This window comes from Terriglobia bacterium (genome assembly GCA_020072845.1).
In the GTDB taxonomy this organism is placed as follows: Bacteria; Acidobacteriota; Terriglobia; order Terriglobales; family Acidobacteriaceae; genus JAIQGF01.
On the sequence record JAIQGF010000009.1, the window covers coordinates 343,200 to 365,192 of the forward strand.

Below are 21,993 nucleotides of genomic sequence, written 5' to 3' on the forward strand. Positions count from 1 at the left end.
TTCAATGATTTATCTCAGGCGTTGGCGGGTTCCGCCACCGACGGCTCCGTCTCCGAAGCCGGTGCGCCACCCACCGGTGGCGCCGGCGGCGCAATCGGTTTTTGCCGCTGCTGCTTGACCCAGCGGTTGCGGTTGGCGCGGACTTTCATGAAGCCCTTGGCTTCATGGTACAAGCGCTTGCGCTCGTCGGAATTGAAAATCGCCTTTCTCACAATTCGGAACACCGCCTTGGGACGGAAATAGTACTCGTCATAAAAGCGGTGCACCGCCTCCATAATGTCGTCGGCCGGCAATCCGGGATATTCGATATGCGCCATCTGGTGGCCGCCGATGTCCACCATCTCCTTGTTGGCCATGAACCCGTTGCTCACCGCGAAGTCGAACAACTCCGTCCCCGGGTAGGCATGCGCCACCGAGACCTGGATGGTCTCGACGTCCAGTTCCTTGGCGAAATCAATGGTGCGGCGAATCGTTTCCCGGGTCTCACCGGGCAGGCCCATGATGAAATCGCCATGGATCACCAGCCCCAGCTTGTGACAGTCCTTGGTGAACTGGCGTGCCCGCTCCAGCGTCGCGCCCTTCTTGATGTTCTTCAGAATCTGCTGGTCGCCGGACTCATAACCCACGATCAGCAGCCGGCATCCGGCATCGCGCATCGCCTTTAGCGTTTCGTAATCGGTGGTCACGCGCGAGGTGCACGACCACGTCAGCTTCAGCGGCCTCAGCTTGGCGCACAGCTCAATCGTCCGCGCCTTCTGGATGTTGAAGGTGTCGTCGTCGAAGAAGAATTCTTTCACGTACGGCCAGTATTCCTTCGCCTGCGCCATCTCCCGCGCCACCGCATCGGTGGACCGCTTCCGCCACGCATGCCCGCTCAACGTTTGCGGCCACAGGCAGAAGGTGCACTGCGCCGGGCACCCGCGCGTCGTGTACAGCGAAACGAAGGGATGCAGCAGGAACGGCACGTTATAGCGGCGGACATCCAGGTCGCGCTTGTAAACCTCGGTCACGTTGGGCAGGGAATCGAGGTCGGAAATCTGCGGCCCTTCCGGGTTGTGGATGACGTTGCCGTTCTTGCGGTACGAAACTCCGGCGATCTGTTCCACCGGCTTGCCTTTGGCAAAATCCGTTACCGCGTAGTCAAATTCCTTGCGCACCACGAAATCAACCGCGGCCGCTTGCTGGAGGCTCTTTTCCGGCAGCACCGTCACGTGCGGCCCGACAAAGGCGATCTTGATGTTCGGGTTGGCCGCCTTGATCGCTTCACTCAGCCGTACGTCGCCGGGAAAACCCGGTGTGCTGGTGAACAGCACCAGGAATTCATACTCCTTGGCGATGCGGATGGTATCTTCCGCCGAGACATGGTGGGGAGGCGCATCCAGCAGCCGAGATCCTTCCAGCATCCCCGCCGGATAGGCCAGCCATACCGGATACCAGTAGGACTCAATCTCGCGTGTCGCCGGCCACCGGGATCCGGCGCCACCGTCAAAATTTTCGAACGAAGGGGGATTCAGGAATAACGTTTTCAGTGGCATGCGATTGAGTTAGCTATAGTAACAAACCCTCTCAAAGGATGCGAACCTGCCGGGTAACGCGAAGAACTCTTCCTCGGCGCCGGGAAGCGAAAGTCCTTGGGCCCGCATACGATAGAGAGTATCAAGTGACCGGTACCGGCCCGAAGGTAATCAGGCCTAATGGTAACTTAGATGCGCTGAAAGGCGTGAATATTCAGCTTATCAGCGACGCTGCATAGTTAACATTTAGTGCTCTTCAGCGCTCCCGCGTAGCACTTTGATCAACCCTGCCGGCTAGTGCTTTCCCAGCGCCCAGTCGTCCAGCTTGCCTGCCGCGCGCAGAAGCTGCAGACGCGCCTTCTGCAGCTCGAAAGCGGTATCCAGGTAGGTCGAGTACTTGTCATTCATCTGGATTCGCGCCGACTCCAGTTCGCGCGGTCCCGGCGGCGGGACGGCCGGTTGACCGGGAACACCGGGCATGCCCGGGGCGGCGGTCTGGATGCGTGCTTGCACGGCATCGACTTGCGCCTGGGCCAATTGATAGTCGAGTTGCGCCACCTGCTCGGCGGCGTCCAATTGCTTGATCGCCCGCGTCAGTTTCAGGGTATCGGTGGAAACCTGCCGTTTCGTAACCTCCGTCTGGCGCTGCGCCTTCACGGCCTCGGCGTCGGCGGCTTCGGCGCGGGCCCGCTGCGCGAAGTTGAGGAATGGAAACCGGATCGCAACTCCCAGCGTCGCGTTATTGCGCTGGAAGCGGTTGAAGTAAAGATCGTAGTTGTTGTATTTCGAAAACAGTCCGTACTGCGCCACCAGGTCAATGGCCGGCCACATCAACTTGTGCTCGCCTTTGGCGCGCAGTTGCTTCGCCGTCGCTGATTCCTGCGCCGCCTTTAATCCTGGACTGCTTGTTACCGCCGCGCCCACAATGTCCGGCTGCTGGCTGAGGTCGGGAATCGTGGGAATGGATTCGGTGACCGTCTCAATCGATGTCGGCGCCACCCCGGTTAACTGCCCCAACCGTTCGCGCAGCACATCGGCTGCTCCTTCCGCATCCGCCAGGCGCATCCGTACTTGCGCCGCTGCCAGCTTGGCGCGCGTCAGGTCCATCTGGCTGTCAACTCCGGCCTGCACCCGATCGCTGACCACCGAGACCAGCCGATTCGCCTCTTCCTGTTGCTGGTTCAAGAGCCGCATCCGTGAGGCCACGGTATCGAGCTGGATATAGGTAATGGCCGCTTCCAGCAGCGTGACCGCGCTCTGGTCCTGCGTCCCCGTCTCCGACGCTTGCCATTCCTGCCTGGCCGCCTTGATGAAATCGCCTCCTGCGGGGCTGTACAGGGCGGACTGGTAGTTCACGCTGATGATCGAGGGCGCCGAGCCTTCGATGCTGAGCGGGAATCCATATGTCTTTGCGACACCCGAGCCGACCACGAGCTGCGGCAGGTACATGTTTCGCAGTTCCAGGTATGACGCACGTGCGCGCAGTTGCTCGGCTGCGGCCACCGACACCGACCCGCGCTGCGCCACCAGTTCCATGGCGCGCCGGAAGGGAAGCGGCTCAGCGAAAGCGGAGATCGAAACGGCCACGGCCAGGATGGAGTAAAACGGCCACTGCAAGCGGTGAAAAGAGCCATTCATCACGTCACCTACCGTCATTCAAACAGCAGGCGAGTATAACAACTGGTGTTGGGCTGATATTCTAGAGGCAAGACATCGGGTGATCGGATGATCCGGTGATCGGGTGATTTGAAAACTGGTCAGCGATCACCGGATCGCCCGATCATCCGATCACCCGATACCACCATGATCAGCGGCGAAACCTGGAGAACGGCGCTGGACGCCTTGCGCGCCAACAAATTCAAGGCGTTTCTCACCATGCTCGGCGTGGTGATCGGCAGCGCCTGCCTGGTGCTGGTGGTCACCGTCGGCCTTACCGGCAAGCGCTACATCCTGGCCCAGATCGAAGGCATAGGCGCCAACCTGATCTACGGCTATCACGTCGGCGTCGGTCCCGCGCAAGCTCGTCCGCTGGGCGATCAGATTTCGCTCGCCGACCTGCACGCCATGCGCGCCATGCCCCTGGTCACCCACGCCGCCGCAACCTTCGATACCCAGGTCGCCGTGACCGTTGCCGGCAAGGAATACGCGGTCAGCGTGGTCGGAGTGACGGACGATTTCGACAAAGTCCGCAATCTCGATGTGGTGCGGGGCCGGTTTCTCGACGAGATTGATATTCAAAACCGCGCCAAGGCCGCCGTCATCACCGAGCACATGGCCGGCCTGCTCGGATTCGAAAACCCCGTCGGCCAGAAGATCAAGGTCGCCGGTTTCGCGCTCACGGTCGTCGGAGTCTTCAAGGAGCGCGTTGCCACCTTTGGCCAAACGGAAATTACCTCCGACACCGTCATCATTCCGTTCCCCCTGATCAAAGACCTCACCGGAGAGGAGTCCATCAAGACTTTCTATGCCCAGGCGGACAGCCCCGACGACGTCCCGCTGGCGACGCGCGCCATCGCCGAGCTGTTGCAGAGCCGCCACCGCCCCGAGGCGGTGTATTCCGTGCAGAATCTGGCCGCCATGCTGAGCGCCGCGCGCAGCATTTCCAACGCTCTCACCATCGTTTTGCTCATTGTCGCCTCCGTCACCCTGATCACCAGCGGCATCGGCATCATGAACATCATGCTGGTCACGGTCACCGAGCGCACGCGTGAAATCGGCGTCCGCATGGCCATCGGCGCCCGGCGCAGCGAGATCGAATGGCAATTCCTCATCGAAGCTTTCATCATCAGCGGCGTGGGAGCGCTGGTCGGCATCAGCATCGCGGTCGCTCTTCCGATCGGCGCGCAATTGATCCTGCTCAACGGTCTCTACCTCCCGATTTCCTGGGTTTCCGTCGTCGTCTCGCTGGTGGTCTCGTGCGGCATCGGTATCTTGTTCGGTTACCTGCCGGCGCGCCGCGCCTCCTTGCTCCAGCCCACCGAAGCGCTGCATTATGAGTAGCGAGGCGCATGGGTGGGAAGGGCACGGCTTCAGCCGTGCCGTAAACGAGATCTATTTTTTTCTGTCATTCCGAGGGGCTTTGGCCCCGAGGAATCTGCTTTAAGCGACTCGGAACTGATGTCCGACTCTCAAATCGAAACCGCGTCCGCGCCGGTCGCCGGCACATCCCATCAGCCCGCTTCCGTTGCCCGTACCTTGACCCTGATGGTCCTCGCCGGCCTCGCCGTGCGCCTCCTGGTCATTCCCTTCACCTACCCGGACCACCTCGATCCGCAGCGCCACCACTGGCGATTTGCCTGGGAAATGGGCATGGTGGCCCGCTCCATCGTTACCGGCAAGGGCTTCAGTTCTCCTTACGTCGGCGATACCGGCCCGACCGCATGGTTCCCGCCGCTCTATCCCTACCTGCTGGCCGGGGTCTTCAAAGTTTTCGGATTGTTCACCAAGGCTTCGGCCATCGCCATCCTGACCCTCAATTCGATTTTCTCCGCCCTCACCGTCGTCCCGGTATTCGCCATCGCCCGCAGGACCTTGAGCGACCGGGTGGCGCGCTACGCCGGCTGGCTCTGGGCATTCTTTCCGTACGCCATCTGGGCCGCCGCGGAACGCATCTGGGAAAACGCCCTGACGACTCTGCTGCTTGCCATCCTGGTGTGGCTCACACTGGTGCTCGACGAGAAAGCCACCGCGCGCCGCTGCATCGGTTACGGCCTGCTCTGGGGAGTCGCCGCTCTCAGCAATCCGGCCGTCCTGGCGGTGTTTCCGTTTCTGCTCGGTTGGCTATGTTGGCGCGGTTACGGCCGTGGTGAAAAATGGTTTGCATCCGCGTTCCTGGCGGTTGTCATGCTGGTGCTGGTCGTCGCGCCGTGGGATGTCCGCAATTACCTCGTCCTGCACAAGGTACTTCCGGTGCGCGACAACTTCTGGGTCGAAGTGCGCGTCGGCAATACCGGCGACATCTCCGATATCTATCCCGACTGGGCCATCCCCTCGACCAGCGCGGCCCAGTGGAACGAATTGCACCGCGTCGGCGAAATCGCCTACATCGGGGAAATGCGAACCCTGGCGGTGCGCTTTATTCGCGATAATCCCGGCGTCTTCGTCTGGCTTTGCTGGAAGCGCTTTGTTTTTGTTTGGACGGGCTTCTGGAGCCTCGACCCTGACTACGCTCGCAACGAGCCCCTGCAGATTCCGAACACCATCTTCTGTTCAACCTTGACCGTGCTGATGCTCACCGGCCTGGTTCTCGTGTGGAGGAACCGGCGCGAGTGGTTCCTGCCCTTTGCCGCCGTGCTCGGCGCCTATCCCGCGGTGTACTACATCACCCACCCGACCATGGACTATCGCCACCCGATTGATCCCATGCTCGTCATCCTGGTCGCCTACGCTGTTTCGAGTTGTCTCGATGCGCGGCGCTCCCGGCGTAGCAATGCCGAGGCCGGCGCGCCTTGAGCTGGGAATAGGGAACAAAACAAAAGGCACACGCGAACGTGTGCCACTTCTGCCTTCTTACTTCTTACTTTCCATTCAGCCGGTCCAGGGCGGTGCGTGCCCGCTCATAGTCGCTCGCCAGCGCCAGCGCCGCTTTGTATTCCGCTGCCGCTCCGGCCTTATCGCCCTGTTTTTCCAGGATCAAACCCAGCAGGTAATGCGCCTGGAAGGTCGGCGCTTCTTCCACCGTCGGACCGGCAGCAAGGTACCTGCGCACGAAGTTCGCCGCCCCTACAAAATTTCTTCCCGCGCCAAACAGGATCTGCGCCGCGTCAAACAGGACGTTGGGGCGCTTCTTATCGGCCGCGATCGCCGACGTGATCGCCGACTCCATTTCGTTCAGCCGGTGCTGCCGCTTGTAATACGACGCCAGGTTGAGCCAGAAGCTGCCCTGGTTGCCGCTGGCCTGGATGGCGTTCTTGTACTCCTGTTCGGCCACGTCAAGCCGCTGGTCTTTTTCCGCGATGCGCGCCTGCAGCCAGTGCCCGGTTGCCGCGTCCTGTTGCGCAATGGCCTCGGCCTCGCGCCGCGCCTTGCTCTTGCCGCCGCCCATGAATGCCGGCGCTTCTATGTAGAACTCCGCCAGGTCGGAACGCGCGTACACGTTGGACGCGTCCAACTCCACCGCGCGCTCGAACTCCCGCCGGATCTTTTTCGTCAATCCCGCCGCGGTCACGAAGCTGGAGTGGTCCGCCTTCTCCGCGTACGCCCGTCCCAGCCACATGTGGTACTCGCTGTTATTGGGCGCAATGCTGACCGCCTTTTCGCCCGCCTCGACCGCCGGGTCCCATTTCTGCATGGCGAAATAGCTGCGCGACAGCAGGTTGAATGCCTGGGCATCGCGCGGCGAATTCTTCAGCCGCAGGTCCAGCGCCTTGATGGCATCGTCAACCCGCCCCAGCGACAGCAGTTCGTTGACGCCCACCGCGGGAGTGTTGCTCGCCGTTGTCGCCGGCGCGGACGCCACCGCCGCCCTCGCCGCGCCCAGCGTCCCCAGCAGCATCATCGCGATGATCACCGGCCTGCGCTTCATTCCTCTACCACCCGCACCGACATGCCCGGCTTGAGCGCCTGCTGGGTGTCCGCATTCAGCGCCACCACGGCCCCATCCGGCAGTCCTTGGGTAATCTCCATTCTCGTCAAGTTCGACAACGAGGTTTGCACGTCTCGCCGTTTCACCTCGCCGTCCACAATCTGGTACACGAACCGTTTGCCGTCGTCCTGGTGAATGGCCTCGCGCGGCACGGTCAGCGCGTTGTCGTGCCTGGCGGTTACGATAGTTATATTAACGTTAACGTTGGGCAATAGTTGCTCCGCCCGATTGTCCACAGTACAGGTGAACTGGCCCACGTTGCGAGTGCCGAGAGTAACCACCGTCGTCGGTACCCGCGTGACCTTGCCGTCCCAGCGCTGTCCCGGGAGCGCGTCCCAGGTCACCGCCACCGGCTGCCCCGGCTGCAGGCGCCCGATGTCGGGCTCGTCCACGAAGGCCCGCAACTGCACCTTCGACAGGTCCGCTACCTGCACCAGCAATTCCCCGGTCGCGACAAACTGTCCCGGATGCACCGGCAGGTAGTACACGGTGCCGTCATGGGGCGCTCGAACATTGGATTGCTGCAACAATTCCTGCGCCGCGGCATACGCCGCCTTGGCCTCATCCTGCTGCGCGTGGACTTTGGCGACCTCGGGTCCCGAGTACCGCGATTTCAGCTTCTGCTCCAGTAACGAAACCTGTGCCTGCGCACTCTTCAGGCGGTTTTCCGCATCCTTCACTTCGCCCGCCGACGCTGCTCCGCGCTTCTGCAATTCCTGCAGCGCCTGCAGGTTCCGCTGCGCCACATCCCGCTCTGTCCGCGCGGTCGCCAATTGCGACTGGTTGGTCAGCACCTCTTCGCGCGTGCCGCCGCTGCGCACCGCGTTCAGGTCCGCCTCAGCTGCGCGGATCTGCGTCTGGGCCCGCGCCGCCTGCGACCGAATCCCGGCATCGTCCAGTTCGACGAGCAACTGCCCGGCCTTGACGTGCTCGCCTTCGTATACCAGCACTCGTTTGACCGCCGTCGCGGCCGGCGCATGTGCCTCGAAACTGTTCAGAGGCTCGATCTTGCCGTTTGTCTGAATGGTGGCGGTGATGGTCTCCCGGTCTGCCTTGGCAGCCCGTACCGGCAATTCCCGCCGGCGAGACATGAATGCCGCCAGAATGATGACCCCCACTACAATGGCGGCCAGAACCACCCACAGCCGGTTCAACCGGCCGTGCCAGCTGCCTTCCGGGTTCTGTTGTCGTGCCATTGCGCAATCTGTAAGTATAACTTAACCGTAACTCGGTCAGGGACATACGTATCTAATCAGACACCGCCGCGAACCGAAAGTTCTGCTCTTTAGTTTGTCCTGGCCCGTATTAGATGTGGCAGCGCTCCCGCTTGATTCGCCTGGCGGTCCGTTTCCGTTATGGAATTCAGCAATCGATAGCTGGCCACTCGTTGCTAATTGCGGTTCGCCCGCATTTACAATGAAACGCGATGCCCCGCAAACCTCGCTACACCCCCGAACACGCCCGCTCCGGCCTCCATACCATCTTTCCCGATATCGAGACCTGGCCCAACCAGTTCCCAAAGTACGAGATCGTGGTTGATGTTCCCGAGTTCACCTCCGTCTGCCCCAAGACCGGCCTCCCCGACTTCGGCGTCATCACCATCCGCTACATGCCCGACAAGCGCTGCCTGGAACTCAAGTCGCTGAAGGAATACCTGCTCACCTACCGCAATCTCGGCATTTTCCAGGAAAATATCGTCAACCGCATTCTCGAAGACGTGGTGCGCGCCGCCCGCCCCGTCTGGGCCGAAGTGAAGGGCGACTTCAATCCCCGCGGCGGCATCGGTACCATTGTCTCCGCACGCTGGCCGCGAAAAAAGTAGCGAGTCCCGAGTCCCGAGTTGCGAGGAGCGATATTCTTCAATCTGCAATCTTCAATAGTTCTGCGCTCCGAGCTCACAACTCACAACTCAGAACTCACAACTGATATATTCCTCACACTCCATGCCTCGCCCCCACCAACACCCAGTTGCCGCTCTCACCATCCTCACCGGCCTGAATTTCTTCAACTACGTTGACCGCTCAGTCCTGTTTGCCGTCCAGCCACTCGTACAGCAGGAATTCCACCGCACCGACGCCGAATTCGGCCTGCTCACCAGCGCCTTCTTTTTCTGTTACATGTTCACCGCGCCGTTCATCGGCGCGCTCGCCGACCGCCGCCCGCGACGCGGCATCATGATCGCCGGCGCCCTCATCTGGAGCGCTGCCACGCTGCTCACCGCGCTCACCTACGACTTCCGCACGCTGCTCATCCGCCACACCATCGTCGGCATCGGCGAGGCCACCTTCGCCACCATCGCTCCCTCCTTTCTCGCCGACCTATTTCCGGAAGGGAAGCGCGGGCGCGTGCTCGGCGTCTTCTACCTCTGCATCGGCCTGGGAACCGCTGTCGGGTACATCGTCGGCGGCAGCGTCGGCCACGTTCACGGCTGGCGCGCGCCCTTCTATGTCGCCGCCGTCCCCGGTTTCCTGTTCGCCGCCCTGCTCGCGTTCATCCCCGAACCTGCGCGCGGCATGCAGGACACCTTGCCGGAAACGCGCGAGCGCGGCACGGTGCGCGGCCTGATTCGCAACGGCGCCTTTTGGACCGCCACGCTGGGCATAGCAATGTGGACCTTCGGAGTGGGCGCCCTGCAGGTCTGGATGCCGACCTTCCTGTCGCGCATACGTCACGAGCCGCTGGAAAAGGCGAACCTGATCTTCGGCGGCATGACCGCCTTCAACGCCGTCTTCGCTACACTCCTCGGCGGCTGGATCGGCGACCGCTTGCTGCGCAAAAACCGCGGCGCCTACTACCTGGTTTCCTCGACGACCATGCTGATCGCCATGCCGGCCATGATCGTCGCCATCACCAGCCGCGGCCCGCTGATGTATCCCTCGATGTTCCTGACCGAATTTCTCCTCTTCCTCAACATGGCGCCGCTGAACGCTGCCATCGTCAACTCCGTCGGCGCCCACATCCGCGCCACCGCCATCGCCGTCAATCTGTTCACCATTCACCTGCTCGGCGACGCCTTTTCTCCCACGCTGGTTGGCTATATTTCCGACCGCAGTTCGCTGCAGACAGGATTTCTCGCCGCGGTCGCCGCGGTCGGAATTGCCTCGGCCATCCTCTATTACGGCAAGCGTTTCGCGCCGGCCATCAAGATTGACGAACCTCAGCCCGCGGGAGCTGCCCTTTGATTGCGCTCTGGTGGATGTTCGGTGTGCTGCTGGCCTGGATCTGGCTTGACCGGCTGCGGGACGGCTTCAACATTCGCCGCGTTGCCGACATCACCCGCACCGAATGGGACTACGTGCCTGAACCCGCGCCGCGCGTCAGCATCGTCGTGCCGGCGCGCAACGAGGCGCCGCATATCGAGACCGCCCTACGCTCCCTTCTCGCGCTCCATTACCCGGACTACGAAGTCTTCGTCGTCAACGACCGCTCCACCGACTCCACCGGCCAGATCATTGACCGCATTGCGGCCGCCCACGCCGGCGCGCCGCCGCTGCACGTCCTGCACATCCGTGAGCTGCCTTCCGGCTGGCTCGGCAAACCGCACGCCATGTGGACCGCCGCCCAGCAGGCCACCGGCGATTACTTCCTGTTCACCGACGCCGACGTCAGCTTCCGCCCCGACTGCCTCCGCCGCGCCATTGCCTACGCCGAACAGCGGCGCGCCGATCATGTCGTCCTTTTTCCTTCATACATCCTGCGCAGCGCCGGCGAAAAAATCATGCTGGGCGGATTTCAACTCCTCTTCATCTTCGGCCACCGCCCGTGGAAGGTTGACGATCGCAACTCCGACGACTTTATCGGCCTCGGCCCGTTCAACCTTATCCATCGCACCGCGTATCAGGCCATCGGCACCTTCCGCGCGCTCCGCTTTGAAGTTATCGAGGACATGAAGCTCGGCAAACTGGTCAAGATGAACGATCTCGCCCAGCGCAGCGTCTTCGGCCCCGGCCTGCTGCCCTGGTCATGGGGGACCGGCGCTTTCGGCCTGGTCCGCAACCTGACCAAGAATCTGTTCGCGCTGATGCAGTTCCGCCCCGGCAAAGCGCTCGGCGCCTGCGCTCTCTGGCTCTTCTTCAATCTCATGCCGCTCATCGGAGCCATCCGGGCGCCGGGCTGGGCCAAGGCCCCCTATGTGGCCGCGCTCGCCGCCCTCGCCGCCATCTACGCCGGCATGGCCCGCCGCACCCCGGTTCCGGCCTGGACATTTCTCTTCCATCCCCTCAGCGCGCTGCTGATCGTGTACACCATGCTCCGCTCCATCGCGCACACCTGGCGACACCACGGCGTGGTCTGGCGCGGCACGCGTTATAAACTGGAAGAATTGAGGAAGGGAATGGTGTGAATTTGTAATTTGTAATTGGTAATTTGCCGCGGACGTGCGACCGTCCAATTACAAATTACAAATTGCAAATTCTCTACTGCTGCGATGATTTGTCCTTGCTCGTCGACGGCGCCTTCGGACTGAATTTCCCCTTCCTCTCGACGTCGTACTCCTTCGGCACGGGCGGAAGTTTTGCGAACTCGCCCTTCAGTTGCCGCGCATCCTTCAGCACGATCTCCGCATGCCCGCGCCAGCTCGTGATCTTGCCGAAGATTTCGATCGTTTTTCCCTCCAACGCGCGCACGTCGCCCACGTCCTTCAGGCTGGAAGGGAACACCACCACCGTGAACGGGCAACCCTGATACTTTTCGCAGAAGTTAAGAAAGAAAGTCCCACTGTTGCTCTGCGCCACCTTCACCACTTTGCCGGTAACGCACGCCTGGTCGCCGATCCGGTTGTCGGCTTCGGTGTAGGGGATACACTTCGCCGCCGCCGTGCTCGACCACAGAAGGATCGAGACCAACAGCATGACGAGAGTTTTCACGGAAATTCCTGCGCCGTCCGCGCCTGACGCCTGGAGCCTCACGCCCTGGAGCCTCCGCGCAAGCGGCAAGCGCGGCCCTCGCGGGCCGCGCTCCCGGTAGGGTTACTTGCCGAAAGAAGCGACCGCGGCGGCCTCGTCGTCCTTGATGTCGAACACGGTGTACAGCTTCGTGATCTGCAACAGGTCGTGCACTTTCTTCGTCAGGTTGAGCAGCTTCAGGTCTCCGCCTCCGTTGCGCACGGTGGTGAAGGCGCTGACCAGCTCGCCGATGCCCGAGCTGTCGATATAGGTCACGTCGCCCAGGTTGAGAAGGATCTTCTTACTGCCCTTGTTGAGCAGATCGCGTACCAGGTCGCGCAGCACCACGCTGCCTTCGCCCAATGTGATTCGCCCGCTCAGGTCAACGACCGCAATTCCATCCACCTGTCGCGTGCTGGATTTCATCGTCACTTGGATTCCTCCTTGCCCTCGGCGTTCCCGCCGTGGACATTCTTGATCATGGTTACCTCTGTGCCCGGTCCCAGGCTGCGGATGCGCACTTCGTCCATGAATGCCCGGATCAAAAAAATGCCTCGGCCCGATTGCTTCAAAAGGTTTTCCGGCGCCAGCGGATCGGGAATGGAGTCCGGATTCAGGCCTTTGCCCTCGTCCGACACGGTGATCACCAGCGCCCCGCCGGTGTTCTCGAACCCGAACGTCACCTTCTTCGCGGGATCGTAGGCGTTGCCATGCAGCACCGCATTCACCGCCGCCTCGCGCACCGCCATGGAAATGCGGTTCACGTCTTCCTCGTCAAAGCCGATCTTGGCCGCTATTTTCGTAGCGACTTCTTCGGCCTGGTTCACGCTTTCCAGGGTCGAATCCATTCTGTAGGAGACCCGCATGGCGGTCGACATAGTTTGCACGATCCAGGCCCGTCGCTCGCCGGCCCACCCCGGCTGCAGCTTCGTTCCGCGAATTCGGTAGTTTGCCCTTGCGCACGAGGAATTGTCAACGCGAACCGCTGCCGGGCCCTTTTCTAGCCGGATGCGCCGGGCGGAACCTTATCTTGGGGGGAGCGAAGGGGTCCGGTGCACTTCCAACTGGTTTGAACAGCATTCTACGCCGCGTTCGTTGGTGGGAAAACGGGTTACGAATTTCCCGTTTTCATGCACACCGTGCTGGATTCCGCTCCGGGCCTTGAGTATTCTCAGGTTGGTTGATCGCTTGCACCGAACGACCGAAAGGCCGACAAACCGGCAGACGTCTTGCAGCCTGACGCCTGCCGCCAGGAGCCTGATCTTACGTCCACTTTCGCACTTACCGAGCTGCTGAAATCGCCGGTTTTCGACTCCTCCGGCGCTCTCGCCGGACGTGTGCGCGAGGTCGTGCTCTCGCCCCAGGACGATCCCATCCGCCTCTCCGCCCTGGTCGTCCGTACCCGCTCCGGCGAGGACCGCCTGCTCGGCATCGCCCAGGTTGAATCCATCAACGGCATCATCAAGGCGCGAACCCGGGCCGCCGATTGGCCCGCCTTTTCCGGCGCCGAGGGTCTGCTGCTGCTGGAGCGCGATCTCCTCGACCAGCAAATCATTGACGTCCACGGCCGCAAGGTCGTCCGCGTCAACGACGTTGATTTTCACCAGGACCTCAGCAACCACCTTCTGGCCATCAAGCTCGCCGCGGTTGACGTGGGCGCGCGCGGCGCCGTCCGCCGCCTGCTTAAGGGCCTTGTTCCCGGCACGGCTCTGCGCGCCCTGTTGCGCAAAATCCCGGAGAAGATGATCCCCTGGGAATTCGTGGATCTCATCGAGATTGACCCGGCGCGCCGCATCAAGCTGAAGATCTCGCACGAACGCCTCGCCAAACTGCATCCCGCCGATATTGCCGACATTGTCGAAGAACTCGCGCCCGCCGAGCGCGAGGCCGTTTTCGAGACCCTGGACGAAGAAGTCGCCGCCGAGGCGCTGGAAGAAATCGAGCCTAAAACGCAGCGCTCCATCGTGGAGTCGCTCGACTCCGATCGCGCCGCCGACATTGTTGAGGAGATGGATCCGGACGCCGCCGCCGACCTGCTCGGCGACCTCACGGAAGAGCGCTCGCAGGAAATTCTCGAGGAGATGGAACCGGAGCAGCGCGAGGAAGTCAGCGAGCTGCTTGAATTCAATGAGAACACCGCCGCCGGGCGCATGACCACCGAGTACCTGGCGCTGCCCAGCACGGCTACCGTCGCCGATGCCATCGAAGGCCTACGCAAGTTCGAGGGCGGTATCGAGAGCCTCAGCACCATCTACTTGCTCGACACGAATGACAAGCTCGTCGGCGCCGTGCCGCTCTCCAAGCTGGTGCTCGCCTCCACCGACACGCCTCTCATCTCGCTCACCATCGACCCACTCATCTCCTGCAACGCCGGCTGCGCCGAAAAGGATGTCGCCGAACTCTTCGACAAGTACAACCTGCTCACCCTTCCCGTGGTGGACGGCGACGGCAAGCTCACCGGGGTCATCACCGCCGACGACGTTATCTCTCTGCTGCGCGGCAAGCTGAAGTAGCCATTCGGTCTATCGGTCAGTCGGTCTTTCGGTCTTCCTATCGTTGGTTTGGCGCCGTTCGTGACTGATAGACTGACAGACCGATTGACTGATAGACCGACGGACCGCGCAATGTCCAACATCTCTCACCTCGAGTGTTCCAAGTGCGGCGAACACCTCAGCGCCGATCAGCCCCGCACCATCTGCCCGCGTGATAGCGGCTCGCTCTACGTCCGCTATAACCTCGACGAAATCAAGAAGACTTTCACCCGCGAAACCCTCGCCGGACGCACCGCCTCAATGTGGCGTTACGCCGATGTCCTTCCCGACGCTCTTCCGGTCACCCTCGGCGAAGGCTTCACGCCCATGCTGTCCAGCCGCAAAACGCCGAACGTGTTCATCAAGGACGAGGGCATCAATCCCACCGGCACCTTCAAAGCCCGCGGCATGTCGGCGGCGGTCACTATGGCGCGCGCCTACGGCCTGAAAAAACTTGCCGCGCCATCCGCCGGCAATGCCGCGAGCGCGCTTGCCTGTTATTGTGCGGCTGCCGGCATCGAGGCCCATATCTTCATGCCGAAAGATGTGCCGCAGGCCAACCTGATCGAATGTCAGTCCTACGGCGCGCACGTCAATCTGGTGGACGGGCTCATCGGCGACTGCGCCCGCATCATCGCCGAGCGCAAGGAAAAAGAAGGCTGGTTCGATGTCTCCACCCTGAAAGAGCCGTTCCGCGTCGAAGGCAAGAAGACCATGGGCTACGAAATCGCCGAACAGCTCGGCTGGACGCTGCCGGATGCGGTTATCTATCCGACCGGCGGCGGCGTCGGCCTGATCGGCATGTGGAAGGCTTTCGACGAAATGCAGCAACTGGGATGGATAAAGACGGGAGCCAAACGGCCCAGGATGATCTCCGTTCAATCCACCGGCTGCGCCCCCATCGTCAAAGCATGGAACGAGCACAAGCCCTCATCCGAAGCCTGGAAAAACGCCGCCACCATCGCCGCCGGTCTGCGCGTTCCCAAAGCCTTCGCCGACTACATCGTTCTCGACATCCTCAAGCAAAGCTCCGGAACCGCCGTCGCCGTCACCGACGACGAAATCATGCAGTCATTTCAATCCTGGGCGCGCGACGAAGGCATCTTCGCTGCTCCCGAAGGCGCCGCATCGCTGGCCGCCTACAACCAACTCCGCGCCTCCGGCTTCCTGAAAGAGAGCGACACCGTCGTCCTCTTCAACACCGGCTCCGGCCTGAAGTACATTGACGTCATCGCCGCTTATTTGAAGGAGAAGGGCGGCGCGCCGGGCGGCGACGAAGCGGGAAAGCCTGCGGGCAGGGCCATCGGCGGGATCATCCAGCCCTACTAGTTTGTATGACCGAACGCCTCTACTACACCGACCCTACCGTCACCGAATTCGACGGCCGCGTAGTCGCCACCGCGCCCGGTGCAATCATCCTTGATCGAACTGCGTTTTATCCGACCAGTGGCGGACAAATCTTCGATACAGGCCGCTTGGAGTCGGATGGCAGAAGCGTTCGCGTCGTCGAAGTGGCGGAAAACGAAATCGGCGAAATTCTCCACCGAGTCGAATCCTCTGACCTCTTTGCTCCTGGCACTACGCTTCACGGCGTCATCGATTCCCCCCGCCGCCGCGACCATATGCAGCAGCACACCGGCCAGCACCTGCTCTCGGCTGTCTTCATCGCGCTTTTCAGCGCGCCCACCGTTTCCTTCCACATGGGCGACGAGAGCTGCACGATTGATCTAGATGTGAAGTCACTCTCCGCAGAGCAAATCCGCGAAGCCGAGCGCCGCTCGAACGAAATCATCACCGACGACGTTCCCGTGGAGATCAAGTTTGCCACGCCCGAAGAGGCGCGCCAGATGGGCGTGCGCAAGATTCCACCCGACTTGAAAGACAAGTTACGGCTGATCGAAATCCGCGGCCACGACCTCACCGCCTGCGGCGGCACGCACGTGGGCCGCAGCGGCGAAATCGGCGCCATCCTGCTGCGCAAGGCGGAGAAGGTGAAGCAGGGGATGCGCGTGGAGTTTGTCTGCGGCACGCGCGCTGTCGCCGCCGCCCGCAAGGACTTTGAAACCCTGACCTCCGCCGCGGCGCTGTTTTCCAGCCACCTCTACGACGTCCCGGAGCAGATTCGCAAGACGCTGGACGATGCGAAATCGGCAGGGAAGCGCGAGCAGAAAACCCTGGCAGAGCTGGCCGAATCGATGGCCGCGGCCATGGTCGCCGCCACACCGGAAGCGCATGGCATTCGCCTGGTGAAGCAAGTATTCGCCGACCGCGACATGGCGTTTGTCAAGTTGCTGGCGCAAAAACTCGCGTCCCATCCGGCAGTTCTGGCGCTGCTCGCAACCACCACGCCGCAACCCTCGCTGGTGTTTGCGCAATCCGCCGGCGGCCGCTTCGACATGGGCGCGCTGATGAAGGAAGCGATGTCCGCACTCGGCGGACGCGGCGGCGGCTCGCGCGACTTTGCCCAAGGCGGCGCGCCCGCAGGAGCGATTATCGAAGATGTGCTCGACTCGACGGCCGCGAAGATCACGAATTCGAAGTAACCACCGAGTCACCGAGGGCACCGAGAAACACCGAGACTAAGAAATGAAGAAAGAAAAAAACTCGGTGATCCTCGGTGTACTCGGTGTCTCGGTGGTGTGGATGATGCTAGAGTAGGCCTGAACCGCGCATGGACCGCCTTGTCGCCATCAACCTGCTGATTCAGCTTGGCGTCGCCGCCGCCGTCGCCAGCGCGCTGGTGCGCTCGCACATCTTCAAGAACCTGCTCTTCACCGAGCCGCGCTCGCTGTTGCAGACCTGCTACCTGGTGCTCTGGATCGGCACGCCGCTCGCGCTCGGCGTCGTGGTGCGCATCGTCGCGCCCAGCTTCCTCGCGGCCGACCTGTCGTTTGAAACTGCGGTGCTGACGGGCGTGATCGGCGGACCGCTCGCAGGCGCGCTCGGCGGCATCATGGTGGGTCTGCCCTCGGTGCTGCACGCCTCGTGGCTGAACATGCCGTTCTGCATTTTCGCCGGTGTGATCGCCGGCAAGATGCGCGAATTGACCAAGGACCGCGAAGACATCTGGTCGTTCTCGCCCTTCATTGACCTGAGCATTTACCGCTGGATCCGGCGCAACCTGCCGCGTCCCAAGGTGGACTGGCAGATCGCGTTCTTCTTCCTGATCCTGGCGCTGCGCTTGCTGAAGCTCCAGTTGCACCGCTGGCAGCCGAAGCACATCTTCAGCGTGGACAGCAGCAATTTCTGGATCCTGGCGGCGATGTTTGCCACTTCCGTCATGTGCATCGCCATTCCGATGAAAATCTGGAACAACACCCGCATGGAGATCAAGCTGGAACAGCAGCAGCGGGCGCTGTTGCAGGCGCGCATGGAGGCCCTGCAGAGCCAGATCAACCCGCACTTCCTGTTCAACACGCTGAACTCGGTGACGTCACTGGTGCGCTTCGATCCCGACACCGCGCGCGACGTCATCGTCAAGCTGGCCAACATCCTGCGCCGCCTGCTGCGCAAGGGCGACGCTTTCGTGCAACTGCGCGAGGAATTCGAGTTTATTGACGACTACCTGGACATCGAAGTCGTCCGCTTCGGCCGCGACAAGCTGACGGTGGTGAAAGACCTCGATCCCGCTTCCCTCGACGTGGTCGTTCCCAGCATGCTCCTGCAGCCGCTGGTGGAGAACTCCATCAAGCACGGCCTGGCGCCGAAGATCGAGGGCGGAACCATCTATCTCCGCAGCCGCCTGCGCGACGCCCATGTCATTGTGGAAGTGGAAGACGACGGCATCGGCATGGGGGCGGCGCACATGCTGGAACCGCCCAGCGGCATCGGCGGCAGCGGCATCGGCATGGCCAACATCGCCGAGCGACTCAAAGTCCTCTATGGCGGCACCGCCAAGATGGTGATTGACCGCGGCTCGATGGGCGGCACGCTCATCCGCCTCAGCCTGCCCGTGCTGCAATCCTACGATGTGGGGCTCTCGGTTTCGACCGCCTACTCCGACGCCCGCTCCAGCACCCCGCGATAAAACTTTTCGTACTGCGGAATGATCCGCGTCGAGCAGAAGCGCCCCTGGGCAGCGTGGCGTCCATCGCGCCCCATTTGTCTTAACTTCCCCTCGTTGGAGAGCAGGTCCACCGCGCAGCGCGCCATCTCTTCCACGTCGCCGACCTCGGCCATGAATCCGGTTTTGCCGTGCTCGACGACTTCCGGCACGCCACCGACGTTGGTTGCGATCGGCACCACCTCGCACGCCATCGCCTCCAGCGCCGCCAGCCCAAACGACTCCAGTTGGCTGGGCAGCAGCATCAGGTCGGCGGTCGCCAGCTTCTCGTGTACGCGGTCCTGCTTGCCGAGAAAAATGACGCGGTCGTGGATGCGCTTTTCCATCGCCATCCACTCCGCGCGCGAGCGGTCGGGCCCATCGCCGATGAGCAGCAGTTTGGCGGGAATTTTCTTTTGCACCCGGTCGAAGATTTCGATCACGTCCTGCACCCGCTTCACCGGGCGGAAATTCGAGAGATGCACCAGCAGGCGTTCGTCGTCACGCGCGAATTCGCGGCGGCGTTCCTTGGCTTCGGGATCGCGCCGGTACACGTCGCAGTTCACGAAGTTGTAGATCACCTGGATGGAATTGGCGAGCCCGAATTCCTTGAGCGTAATCTCGCGCAGGTATTTCGAGATGGCGGTGACGCCGTCGCTCTGCTCGATGGAAAAGCGCGTGATCGGCAGGTACGAGCGGTCCTGCCCCACCAGCGTGATGTCGGTCCCGTGCAGCGTGGTCAGGAACGGCAGCCGCCGCTTGTTCTGCGACGTTGCCATCATCTGCTTCGCCAGGTACGCGCTCACCGAGTGCGGGATGGCGTAGTGCACGTGCAGCAGGTCGAGCGCGTAGATCTCCGCCACTTCCGCCATGCGCGTCGCCAGCGCCAGGTCATACGGCGGGTAGTCGAACAGCGGGTAATGCGAGACCTCGACTTCGTGGTACCAGACGTTGGGTTGCGGCCCGGAAAGCCGGAAGGGCTGCGCGTAGGTGATGAAGTGCACCTCGTGGCCGCGCTGCGCCAGCTCGATGCCGAGCTCGGTGGCCACCACCCCGCTGCCGCCGTACGTCGGATAGCATGTAATGCCGATCTTCAAGCAGGCTCCCGGCCCCTGGCTTCACGAAGGCCCAATCCGGTTTGATTGTCTCGCGGGCGAGATAGACTCGCAAATTCTGCTCCGGAATGCGGCAGTGGCGCGGGTTTGACCGCTCTTTTCCCGCTCACGTATACTGACTTGGAGCTTGAAATAAGCCCCTCCTGCAGGGGCGGTTAGCTCAGTTGGTTAGAGCGTCTGCCTTACAAGCAGAAGGTCGCTGGTTCGAGTCCAGCACTGCCCACCACTTCTTGGCGATTCCGGTTGCCAGGGGCCCCCAGTCGGGCCGCTTTTGACCGACTGGGGATTGAGAGCCGGGGACGTAGTTCAGTTGGTTAGAACGCTGCCCTGTCACGGCAGAGGTCGCGAGTTCGAGTCTCGTCGTCCCCGCCATTTCGTTCCGGCTGCCGTCTTTTCTACGATCCGGTTTGCCCTCAAACCCGCTGTGACTCCGCCTCCAGGCTACTCATCTCCGGGATTGAAGCGATACCCGATCCAGGGTTCGGTGATGATATAGCGCGGGGCGGCTTCATCCGCCTCAAGCTTTTTGCGCAGGTGGCCAATCACGACGCGCAGGTATTCCGGCTGCTCCGTGCTGGTGTCACCCCAGACCGCCGCCAGCAATGCGCGGTGCGTCACGATCTTGCCGGCGCGTTGCGCCAAATACACCAGAACGTCGAATTCCTTCGGGGTCAGCCGTACCTCTTGATTCTTGACCTGAACGCTGTGCGCTTGCAGGTCAATACGGAAATCCCCGATCGCGATGACCGGCGACTCCGGTGGCTGCGCTGCTAAGGCGCGCCGCAGGGTGGCGCGCACGCGCGCCAGCAGTTCATTGGTGCTGAACGGCTTGGTGACGTAATCGTCGGCGCCGGCGTCCAGCGCTTCTACCTTGGTGCGTTCTTCGCCTCGCACCGACAAGACGATGATCGGAATCTGGGATTTTGTCCGAAGATGCCGGCAGAGTTGGAGACCGTCCATGTTGGGCATGCGGAGGTCGGTGATGAGGAGGTCCGGTGACCACTCCTTGATCACTTGCAGCGCATCATCACCGTCGGCGGCGGTGCGCGTCGAATAACCTCGGCTCGACAACGTCGTCTTCAGCACCCGCGTGATCTGCGGCTCATCGTCGACAATCAGGATCTTGTGCTTCTCGTCGACCATACTCACTTCATCTCTTGCGTCACGATGTGAACGTCGACGGGCGGAGCGTCCCGCAGGAACCTGTGGATGGCGGAAAGGTAAAGGTACTTACGCCATCCCGTCTGGGCGGACCGCCCGAATACCACCTGGGTGATGCGCTTTTCGCGGACGACCTTCGCAACCGCTTCGGCTACGCTCTTGCCCTCGGTGCGAATCACCTGCGCACCCAGATTTTCCGCAAAGCGAATGTTCTGCGCCAGGGTGCGCTGGTTCTCCGGCGTCTCGTCGACTCCGACGTCCACATAAATCACGGAAAACTCGGCGTCGATACGCTGCGCCATGCGCGCCGCCCGCGCGATCAGGTACTGCGCCGCAGGATTGGAGCTGATGCACACGCCAATGCGCTCGCGTATCCCCACGCTGAGCTCTGCGCCCTCTTTTGCCAGGTAAGACTCCAGGCTCCGATCCACCGCCCGGGCCACTTGCTGCAGGGCGAGCTCACGCAATGCAATCAGATTGCCGGGACGGAAGAAATGGCCCAAGGCCCGCTCGGCACGGTCCACCGGATAGATGTCCCCGCGGCTCATGCGCTTCTGCAGTGCCTCCGGCGTCAGATCGGCCAGCACGATCTCATTGACCCGCTGGATGACCCAGTCCGGAACGGTCTCCCGCACCTGGACACCGGTTATGCTCTGCACCATTGGGGTCAGGCTCTCGACATGCTGCACGTTCATCGTCGAGAGCACGTCGATGTTCGCGTCCAACAACTCGATGACGTCTTCGTAGCGCTTGCGATGCTTGCTGCCCTCGATATTGGTGTGGGCCAGCTCATCCACCAGCGCGACCTGCGGCTTGCGCGCCAGGATGGCGTCCAGATCCATTTCCTCGAAGGGCGCGCCTTTGTACGTCATCTGCCGACGCGGTACGGTCTCGAGCATGCTGGCGAGTTCGGCGATCGCCATCCGCCCATGGGTTTCCACCACCCCAATCACCACGTCCTCGCCACGGCTCCGGCGGCGGGCGCCTTCGCTCAGCATGTTGTAGGTTTTGCCGACGCCCGGGGCGTAACCCAGGAAGAGCTTGAAGATCCCTTGCCGCTTTTGCGGGGCCGCTTCTTCCAGCCATTGCTCAGGTGTTTTCGGCATCGCGGCTATTTTCGACGAGATCGGGACGCGCTGTCGATTACAATCTCGGCGTGAGAA

19 protein-coding genes and 2 tRNA genes are annotated in these 21,993 nt (G+C 62.0%); 11 read left to right on the top strand and 10 right to left on the bottom strand.

Annotated features, from left to right (window positions below):
* Positions 1-14: 14 nt before the first annotated feature.
* Entirely contained in the window at positions 15-1,535 is a 1,521-nt protein-coding gene (hpnJ, locus tag LAN70_10625) for a hopanoid biosynthesis associated radical SAM protein HpnJ (protein ID MBZ5511610.1), read from the bottom strand.
* Between the two features lie 273 nt (positions 1,536-1,808).
* Positions 1,809-3,152 (bottom strand): TolC family protein, encoded by a 1,344-nt coding sequence (locus LAN70_10630; GenBank protein MBZ5511611.1) that lies wholly within the window; start codon positions 3,150-3,152, stop codon positions 1,809-1,811.
* Between the two features lie 165 nt (positions 3,153-3,317).
* On the opposite strand from LAN70_10630, the gene LAN70_10635 reads away from it, so the two are divergent.
* Complete coding sequence (locus LAN70_10635; protein ID MBZ5511612.1) at positions 3,318-4,514, top strand: ABC transporter permease; 1,197 nt, start codon at positions 3,318-3,320, stop codon at positions 4,512-4,514.
* A 117-nt stretch (positions 4,515-4,631) separates the two neighbouring features.
* Positions 4,632-5,966 carry a glycosyltransferase family 39 protein gene (locus LAN70_10640; protein ID MBZ5511613.1) on the top strand — a complete coding sequence of 445 codons (1,335 nt, stop codon included), beginning with the start codon at positions 4,632-4,634 and terminating at the stop codon, positions 5,964-5,966.
* A gap of 64 nt (positions 5,967-6,030) precedes the next feature.
* Here the strand turns inward: LAN70_10640 and LAN70_10645 are convergent, their stop codons facing one another.
* The gene (locus LAN70_10645) at positions 6,031-7,038 is read right to left on the bottom strand and encodes a tetratricopeptide repeat protein (GenBank protein MBZ5511614.1); all 1,008 of its coding nucleotides are present in this window, start codon (positions 7,036-7,038) and stop codon (positions 6,031-6,033) included.
* Complete coding sequence (locus LAN70_10650) at positions 7,035-8,294, bottom strand: efflux RND transporter periplasmic adaptor subunit (GenBank protein MBZ5511615.1); 1,260 nt, start codon at positions 8,292-8,294, stop codon at positions 7,035-7,037. The genes LAN70_10645 and LAN70_10650 overlap by 4 nt, the downstream gene beginning before the upstream one ends.
* Positions 8,295-8,524: 230 nt before the next feature.
* Between LAN70_10650 and queF the strand changes: the two genes are divergently transcribed.
* The 3 genes from queF (at position 8,525) to LAN70_10665 (ending at position 11,440) form a co-directional block, all read left to right on the top strand.
* Positions 8,525-8,920: a preQ(1) synthase gene (gene queF, locus LAN70_10655; GenBank protein ID MBZ5511616.1), complete on the top strand. Its 396-nt coding sequence runs from the start codon at positions 8,525-8,527 to the stop codon at positions 8,918-8,920.
* Between the two features lie 121 nt (positions 8,921-9,041).
* A complete protein-coding gene (locus LAN70_10660; GenBank protein MBZ5511617.1) occupies positions 9,042-10,280 on the top strand; it encodes an MFS transporter in 1,239 nt (412 codons plus the stop codon).
* Positions 10,277-11,440, top strand: coding sequence for a glycosyltransferase (locus tag LAN70_10665; protein MBZ5511618.1), 1,164 nt, complete (start codon positions 10,277-10,279; stop codon positions 11,438-11,440). The genes LAN70_10660 and LAN70_10665 overlap by 4 nt, the downstream gene beginning before the upstream one ends.
* 73 nt (positions 11,441-11,513) lie before the next feature.
* On the opposite strand, the gene LAN70_10670 is transcribed toward LAN70_10665, so the two are convergent.
* The 3 genes from LAN70_10670 to LAN70_10680 all read right to left on the bottom strand — a co-directional run bounded on the left by LAN70_10670 (position 11,514) and on the right by LAN70_10680 (position 12,859).
* Complete coding sequence (locus LAN70_10670; protein ID MBZ5511619.1) at positions 11,514-11,963, bottom strand: hypothetical protein; 450 nt, start codon at positions 11,961-11,963, stop codon at positions 11,514-11,516.
* A gap of 102 nt (positions 11,964-12,065) precedes the next feature.
* Positions 12,066-12,413 (bottom strand): STAS domain-containing protein, encoded by a 348-nt coding sequence (locus LAN70_10675; protein MBZ5511620.1) that lies wholly within the window; start codon positions 12,411-12,413, stop codon positions 12,066-12,068.
* Entirely contained in the window at positions 12,410-12,859 is a 450-nt protein-coding gene (locus LAN70_10680; GenBank protein MBZ5511621.1) for an ATP-binding protein, read from the bottom strand. Before LAN70_10680 ends, LAN70_10675 begins: the two co-directional genes overlap by 4 nt.
* Before the next feature lie 351 nt (positions 12,860-13,210).
* Between LAN70_10680 and LAN70_10685 the strand changes: the two genes are divergently transcribed.
* From LAN70_10685 to LAN70_10700, 4 genes are all read left to right on the top strand, one after another.
* Entirely contained in the window at positions 13,211-14,494 is a 1,284-nt protein-coding gene (locus LAN70_10685) for a CBS domain-containing protein (GenBank protein ID MBZ5511622.1), read from the top strand.
* 111 nt (positions 14,495-14,605) lie between these two features.
* Complete coding sequence (locus LAN70_10690) at positions 14,606-15,841, top strand: threonine synthase (protein ID MBZ5511623.1); 1,236 nt, start codon at positions 14,606-14,608, stop codon at positions 15,839-15,841.
* A 5-nt stretch (positions 15,842-15,846) separates the two neighbouring features.
* Positions 15,847-17,055, top strand: a complete 1,209-nt coding sequence (locus LAN70_10695; protein ID MBZ5511624.1) for an alanyl-tRNA editing protein — start codon at positions 15,847-15,849, stop codon at positions 17,053-17,055.
* A 128-nt stretch (positions 17,056-17,183) separates the two neighbouring features.
* Complete coding sequence (locus LAN70_10700; GenBank protein ID MBZ5511625.1) at positions 17,184-18,539, top strand: histidine kinase; 1,356 nt, start codon at positions 17,184-17,186, stop codon at positions 18,537-18,539.
* Here the strand turns inward: LAN70_10700 and bshA are convergent.
* On the bottom strand, positions 18,506-19,651 hold the full coding sequence (bshA, locus tag LAN70_10705) for an N-acetyl-alpha-D-glucosaminyl L-malate synthase BshA (GenBank protein MBZ5511626.1): 1,146 nt from the start codon (positions 19,649-19,651) through the stop codon (positions 18,506-18,508). The genes LAN70_10700 and bshA overlap by 34 nt on opposite strands.
* Positions 19,652-19,818: 167 nt before the next feature.
* On the opposite strand from bshA, the gene LAN70_10710 reads away from it, so the two are divergent.
* Together LAN70_10710 and LAN70_10715 are read left to right on the top strand one after the other, a co-directional pair.
* Positions 19,819-19,895, top strand: a tRNA-Val gene (locus LAN70_10710).
* 69 nt (positions 19,896-19,964) lie between these two features.
* Positions 19,965-20,041, top strand: a tRNA-Asp gene (locus LAN70_10715).
* Between the two features lie 69 nt (positions 20,042-20,110).
* Here LAN70_10715 and LAN70_10720 read toward each other — a convergent pair.
* Both LAN70_10720 and LAN70_10725 read right to left on the bottom strand, forming a co-directional pair.
* Positions 20,111-20,812 (bottom strand): response regulator transcription factor, encoded by a 702-nt coding sequence (locus tag LAN70_10720; GenBank protein ID MBZ5511627.1) that lies wholly within the window; start codon positions 20,810-20,812, stop codon positions 20,111-20,113.
* A 2-nt stretch (positions 20,813-20,814) separates the two neighbouring features.
* Entirely contained in the window at positions 20,815-21,936 is a 1,122-nt protein-coding gene (locus tag LAN70_10725) for a universal stress protein (protein MBZ5511628.1), read from the bottom strand.
* Positions 21,937-21,993: the final 57 nt, after the last annotated feature.